The organism is uncultured Campylobacter sp. (assembly GCF_937997535.1).
Taxonomy (GTDB): Bacteria; Campylobacterota; Campylobacteria; order Campylobacterales; family Campylobacteraceae; genus Campylobacter_B.
In genome coordinates, this window is record NZ_CALKTT010000028.1 from 1 (window position 1) to 6,314 (window position 6,314).

Consider the following 6,314-nt stretch of genomic DNA (forward strand, 5'->3'; position numbering starts at 1 on the left):
GCCTCGCGGATGCTTTCGATCGCGCTTTTGCTCACGCCCGCTCCGATCGGAATGACGCGGAAAATTTTAAAAAACCACTTCAAATACCACAGATCGTAGTAGCTGCGATGCATCACGAAGCGCACCCCGCGCGGGCACGCAAGCTGTACCACCGCCCAATCGATCCAGCTGATATGGTTGCCTAAAAGCAGTACGCCGCCTTTTTGCGGGATGTTTTCGATGCCGTCTACGTGGACTTGATAGCCAAATTTCATAAACGGAATGAGTAAAATTCTAACGAAAAGCTGTGGCAGATATTTTGCGCCGAAGATCCCGCATATGAGCACGCACAGTGCCGCCATGACGAAAATTTCGCCGCTGGCGACCGCAAAATGCACCAAGATGATGGCGATGAGCAAAAACAGCACCATAAAGATATTTTGAATAAAATTTGAGCCCGCGAGCACCCGTCCCATGCGCTCGTCGGCGGTAAAAAACTGAATGACGGCGTTGAGCGGCACGATGAAAATTCCGCCGCTAAATCCGAAGAAAAACGATGCCGTGCCGAGCCAAAATACCGAGTGCGCGTTGGCTAACACCATTAGCGCGAGCGCGAGCCCGAATGCACCGAACGGCACGATACCGAGCTCGATATGTTTTTTGCAGTAGCTGCCCGCAAAGATCGAGCCTAACGCGATTCCGATCGCGCTAAGAGCTAAGATCACCTGGATCACCATTACGTTATCGCTGCCGCTAAGGCTCTTGTAGTGAGCCGGGAAGGTCGCGATCACGAGCTGCGAGACTGCCCAAAACATCGAAAGTCCCAGCGTGCAGAGCAGAACGTTTTTGTCTTTTAGCACAAAATTTAAATTTTGCCTTAGATAGCGAAGCTTAAGATAGTCGTCTTTGTTAAATTCCGCCTGCGGCTGCGCGGCGTCGAAGAATGGAATTTTATACGAGTAGTATGTTTCAAGCGCGGAGCCTGCGACTAAAAGTATGCCGATGAACCAAACCGAACTCATCAGCTCGCCCGCGTCGCTGCTGCGCGTCGCAAACAGCTCGAAAATCACCGAAAACGCAAGCGATGAAAGTAGAATTGCTATGATGGTAAGAGCCTGTACGAGGCCGTTTGCCGCGCCTAAATTTTTCGCGCCGACGATCTTTTTAATCAGGCCGTATTTGGCGGGCGAGTAGATCGCGCTTTGCGCCGCAAGCAAGATCGTCATAAAAAACGCGAAATAAAACCACCCGCACAGATAACCTAGCGTAATGAGCGCGGTAAGCGCGACGCCGAGTTTCGCGCAGATCCGCGTAATGCGGGTGCGCGAGAATTTGTCGTTGAGATAGCCGCTGGCGCTAAAAAGAAATACGTAAGGCAGTAAAATCAGCAAATTTACAAGCGAGGTAAGGGCGATGAGAGCGCCCGAATCGGCGCTTTTAACAAGGACGTTTTGAATCGTGATCTTATGACCCAGATCGACGCTTGCGTTGATAAACATAATCGCCAAAAACGGCAAAAATCCGTTGATTTTTAATAAAGATTTCAAGCTATCTCCTTTAAAAACGGGATTTTATCTCACGGAAGTTAACGGACGCAAATTTAAGGCGGCTTCGCTACAATTACGCAAAAATTAAAGGAAAAATATGAAAGTGCAAATCACAAATCGCGATGTCGATAATCTCAATAAATTTATGCTGCTTTACAGCAAAAAGGCGCGCAAGCAGCGCCTCATAAGCACCTACGCCATACCCTTTGAGTTTTTGCTCATGGGCATCATCATTGACGGGCTTTTGAAAACGGCGCCGATTGCGAGCGTGGCGTCGGTTATTTTGGGTGCGGCGTGGCTTATTTTTTATCCGAAATTTTACCGCCGCATACTAAGAAAGCATCTGGCTTCCGCCAAGCTCGCGCAAGACTCAAACATAGAGATGGAATTTATCGCGGGCGAAGATGAAATTTCATTTTCGAAGGGCGAGCCGCGCGCAAGCGAGAAATTTGCCGTTCGCTCGCTAAATCGAATCGCTGCGGGCGGGGAGAATTTTTTCTTGGCGTTTGATCGCGGCTTTCACATCGTCCTTCCAAAAAACGCCGAGACGGACGCTACGGTACAGCATCTTGCGGATCTGCGCGGGCTGCAGATCGAACCCGTGGATATGGACATTAAAATTTAGAGCTTTGCTTTTAAATTTTAGGCTCATAAAATTCGCGATATAAATTTAAAATTCTAGAATTTCGCTATGTAAAATTCTATCTTTGGAATTTACTCGCGGCAGCGTTTTCTCTTAGGGGTGTTACTTACTCTGCTTCGCTGCGCTCGCAAGAAACGCTGCCAGGCTTAGCCTGGCGGCTAGTGTTAAAATTTTAATACAAGCTGAATTACGACACGAGGAATTATACCTGTTTGTTTCATTAGAATTAAACTCAGGCGTAGCCTGCACCGCTAGCGTCGTCGGGGGTTGGGTGGGGTTTTGGGGCGAGCAGAGCAATGCGGTGCTGCGGGGCAGCGCCACCCTCTGCGAGAAGTATGACCTCGCAATTGGGGCCTCCTTCCCGCCCCAAGAGAAACATATCGCGGGCTAAAATTTAAACGGAATTTCATTTTGTAATAAATTTAAAATTTCTCTATATAGAATTTGCCTCTAGAATTTGGGGCGTGGCAGCGTTTTCTCTTAAGGGGGAAGGGGCGCTACTTGCGAGGCGCTCCCCTTCCCCCTTAAAATCCCCCAACCCCTGGCACGCTCAAAGGGAGAGCTACGCTCGCGCTAATTTTAAACTGCGGTTGGCAGCAAAATTTTGGCTAAAATTCTGCGTTCAACTCACCATTACGCCTCGCGCATTTCCTCTGCTAGGCGCTTTATGTAGGTGCGCTTGAAATGAAACGCCCAAATTAGCGGAAAGATTATCTCCAACCCTTTCCAAAATACATATCCACCATACCAAAAAAAACATTTGCAAACCGCATAGCAAGCGACTACATAGCTTGTCCCAAAGACGGCACCCCAAGCTACTATTTCAGAGTCGGTCGTAACAACCCAGATCGCAATCAAATATATGAAAGCGCTTAATAACGCAGTCGGGAAAAACCAATTCAGAACGCCTAATTTCTGGTGATTTATATCCGCGCTAAGATAGCCCGCCACGCACGCGATGATGCATAGGGCGCATAAGATAGTGCGCAGCACGGCTAAATATTGCAGCCCGCGGGGTTGTATAAAGCCTTCGTAGTCGCTGCTTTTACGGCTACTACTTTGGCTATTTTTGTCGCCGCGCCCCGCGACATAAACAAAATGCGCGCCCAGCGCTATGAAACATGTGCATTGCGTAAAATCCATAAATATGAAATAGCCAAATATTGTCCAGCCCGAGCCATCGCCACCTGTAGACCCTATTAGAAAAGGCCACGAAATTTTCACTATGCAAAACGTCGCCGCGAGTAAAATCGGGTGCAGCGCGAGCCTGCCGTTTCGCAAATCGGAGAGTAAATTTTTAAAATATCCCATATTTTCCCCTTAAAATTCCGCGGAATTCTATAATTCCGAAAGAACTTCGCGTGCGTAGTTTGCGAATAGAATTTTAGAATTTCCAGATGCTAAATTCTATCGCTCAATTTAGAATTTTACGGCATAGGGTTTTGAAATTTGACGCAACCCCGCCCACTTTCCATTATTTTAAGGCGCAGTTCAGAGCTGAAATTTTAAAGCCACTTTGCTCGCTCATTGCTAGGGTCCGTTTCGTTGCCGATCGCTTCGTAGCGCGAGTAGTAAAACTTCACAAACTCCCGCACCTGCGCCTCGCGCGGCAGATACACGCCGTCGCTAAGCTCCGCGAAGCGCGATAAAAATTCCGCCGCGTCCTTTTTGTCGCAATAAAGCCGCGCCAGCTCCTCATAGTTTTGCAGGCACGCGGCCTTGAAGCTCTCATAGCCTGCGCGGTCAAATTTAACCGCCAGCCGCATGCCGTCAAATTTCAAAACGCCCGATGCAAAAAGCAAGCTCAGATGTATCAGAGCCTCGCAGTAGTAGGGCTTGAGCTCCTCCACCCGCTGCCACGCGATGAGCCCCACGGCGCGGCGGATCAGCTCATCCAGCACCGGCAGGCAAAACTCCGCCTCCTCGTGGAAAAAGAAGTTCACGAGCCCGCCCGTAGTCGCCTTGTACTCCTCGATGAGCTTGAAAAGCCCCGAGCGGTTCATGCGCGCCTCGGTGTCCGCGTCGATGAAAAATATATGCCCGAACTCGTGTCCGATCGTCGATATTTCGTAGACGCGGCGCCAAATTTGCGGCTTTTTAAATAAAATTTCGCGTCCGAAATTTAGATAGTGAGGCTCAAAAATTTCGCCGCTTAGCCGCATAAAAGGTCTAGCCTTGGCGCTTTCATAGACGAAATTTACGAAAGCGAAAATTTTCTTGCCGCAGTTGGTGCTTACGAATTCGTCGTTGGGTACGACCTGCGCCGAAAAGAGCCCGTTAAGATCGGCTCCGTAATAGATCAGCGGCGCGCAGACGTAAAGCTGGGTTTTGGCGATGTTTGAGAGCACGAGCGAGTGCATGACGGCGTTGTTCGCGTCTATTTTTTCATACGCGCACTCAAAGCTCTCGCTTACGCGCGCTTTAAATTCCTCTGCGCTAAACTCATACGCGCCTGCAAGCCTGACGTCCCATTCTAGCGCGACTGCGTGCGTGTAGGCGTCCTCGTAGTATTCGAGCGGATGCCCGATCTGAAGCGGCGTTTTTATATCCATCCACGCGATCTCCGCATCCCGCCACGCGCCGATTGCCGCGCTAGCGTCCCTCTCGCAAAAGGCCTGTTTGAGCTTAGATAGATACGCGACGTAAGCTAGCTCGCTCTCATCTTCTGCAAGCGTCACAAGGCGCTCCAAAAGATCGCTAAATTCGCTCTGTAGCTTTGCCGTCTCATCCGCAAATGCCACGGCGTAGGGCACCATTTGGGATTTGCCCTCGCGCTGCACTATCGCGCCGTAGCAGCGCTCGCAGATCTCGCCGTGAGGCGTGCGCATAAACAGCTCCTCTTGCAGTAAAAATTCCTTCGCCTGCGCAAGCGAGCTAAATTCCTTTTCCCAGCGCTTGTTCGCGCCTTCGATGATTAAGGCTTGCCAGCTTTTTTGCATATCGCTTAGCACGAGCCCGATGCAGTGCACGCCCTTTAAAAGCTCCAGATAAAAGGGCTGCAAAATCCCCTGCGCGCCCGCTTCGGCGATGAGCGTTGCGTGCATGCCCTCGTGTATTTCGCGCGTGAAATCATACATTTTGCTCTTTAGCTCGCGCTGTCGCGCCTCATCGTAGCCTAAGCGGCGAAATTCTTGCAGCAGCGGATCCTCTTTGAGATCGACGATTCGGCGTAGCACGGCAATGCGCGCAGTATCGCCAGACTCAAAGCCGCAGATCTCCAATCCGTGCGTGATCAGCTCGGCGTGCGGCTCGTCGTAGAGGGCGTTTAGTCGCGCCTTAGCGCTCGCTGCCATCTCGCTAAGTTTTACAAAATCGTTCATCGCGTATCCTTTTTGTCGTTTTATCGTCTTTTTACGAGCGGAATGTGTCTGCTTCGCGAGCAAAATTCTATCCTCGCATCCGCTTAAAATTTTAAAATTTCGACATAGATTTTTGCCGATTGTATCGAAAAAGTGTTAAATTTGCGCGGTTAAAATGCGAGATTTTTAAATTTAAGGAGTAAAAATGAGCGATTTAGACTTAGACGATTTCGGCGAGCCGCGCATCAAGGTCGTAGCGCTGCCTAAGGATACGAATAGCTCGGGCAATATTTTCGGCGGCTGGATACTAGCGCAGATCGATTTAGCGGGCGCGACGGCGGCGCGCGAGATAGCACCCGAGCGGGTCGTGACGATCTCGATGCAGGAGGTAACTTTCAAGCAGCCCGTATTTATCGGCGATGTCATCAGCTGCTACGCAAAAGTATTAAGCGTAGGAAATACCTCTATCCGCGTGCAGATCGAGGTCGCAGCGTTGCGGCTTGGTGAGGATGGATTTCGCGAGTGTCTGCACGTAACCAGCGCGATCGCAACCTACGTAAGCGTGACCAAATTAGGTCAAAAAAAGCCGATCAGCGCAGAGATCAAGCGGCTGCATGGATTTTAAAATTTCTCAGACTTTAGTTTTAGCTCAAGGAATTTTAGCGTCAAGCTTATAACGCGAAAATTCTTATGTGGGATAAGCCTAGTGCACAGAATTTGCTGCATAAAATTTTATAATTTTAAGCGTGGAATTTTGCTGTGTAGTATTTTGGTAGAAAACCTCGCAGACAGAATTTTAGAATTTTAGAATTTTAGAATTTTAGAATTTTAGAATTTTAGAATTTT

General features: G+C 49.3%; 5 protein-coding genes. 2 read left to right on the forward strand and 3 right to left on the reverse strand.

Annotated elements, in window-relative coordinates; translation table 11 throughout:
- A partial coding sequence (locus Q0117_RS02880; RefSeq protein WP_297922279.1) for an MFS transporter occupies positions 1–1,526 on the reverse strand: 1,526 nt, incomplete at its 3' end.
- A 97-nt stretch (positions 1,527–1,623) separates the two neighbouring features.
- Between Q0117_RS02880 and Q0117_RS02885 the strand changes: the two genes are divergently transcribed.
- Positions 1,624–2,151 (forward strand): hypothetical protein, encoded by a 528-nt coding sequence (locus tag Q0117_RS02885; protein WP_297922283.1) that lies wholly within the window; start codon positions 1,624–1,626, stop codon positions 2,149–2,151.
- A 651-nt stretch (positions 2,152–2,802) separates the two neighbouring features.
- On the opposite strand, the gene Q0117_RS02890 is transcribed toward Q0117_RS02885, so the two are convergent.
- On the reverse strand, positions 2,803–3,480 hold the full coding sequence (locus Q0117_RS02890) for a hypothetical protein (protein ID WP_297922286.1): 678 nt from the start codon (positions 3,478–3,480) through the stop codon (positions 2,803–2,805).
- 194 nt (positions 3,481–3,674) lie between these two features.
- Positions 3,675–5,489, reverse strand: coding sequence for an invasion protein CiaB (ciaB, locus tag Q0117_RS02895; RefSeq protein WP_297922289.1), 1,815 nt, complete (start codon positions 5,487–5,489; stop codon positions 3,675–3,677).
- Between the two features lie 184 nt (positions 5,490–5,673).
- Between ciaB and Q0117_RS02900 the strand changes: the two genes are divergently transcribed.
- Positions 5,674–6,093: an acyl-CoA thioesterase gene (locus Q0117_RS02900; protein ID WP_177386999.1), complete on the forward strand. Its 420-nt coding sequence runs from the start codon at positions 5,674–5,676 to the stop codon at positions 6,091–6,093.
- Positions 6,094–6,314 lie beyond the last annotated feature (221 nt).

Excerpts from the sequence above, each read along its gene's own strand:
- Q0117_RS02885 (WP_297922283.1), top strand. The coding sequence starts at position 1,624 with ATGAAAGTGCAAATCACAAATCGCGATGTCGATAATCTCAATAAATTT.
- Q0117_RS02890 (WP_297922286.1), bottom strand. The coding sequence starts at position 3,480 with ATGGGATATTTTAAAAATTTACTCTCCGATTTGCGAAACGGCAGGCTC.
- ciaB (WP_297922289.1), bottom strand. The coding sequence starts at position 5,489 with ATGAACGATTTTGTAAAACTTAGCGAGATGGCAGCGAGCGCTAAGGCG.
- Q0117_RS02900 (WP_177386999.1), top strand. The coding sequence starts at position 5,674 with ATGAGCGATTTAGACTTAGACGATTTCGGCGAGCCGCGCATCAAGGTC.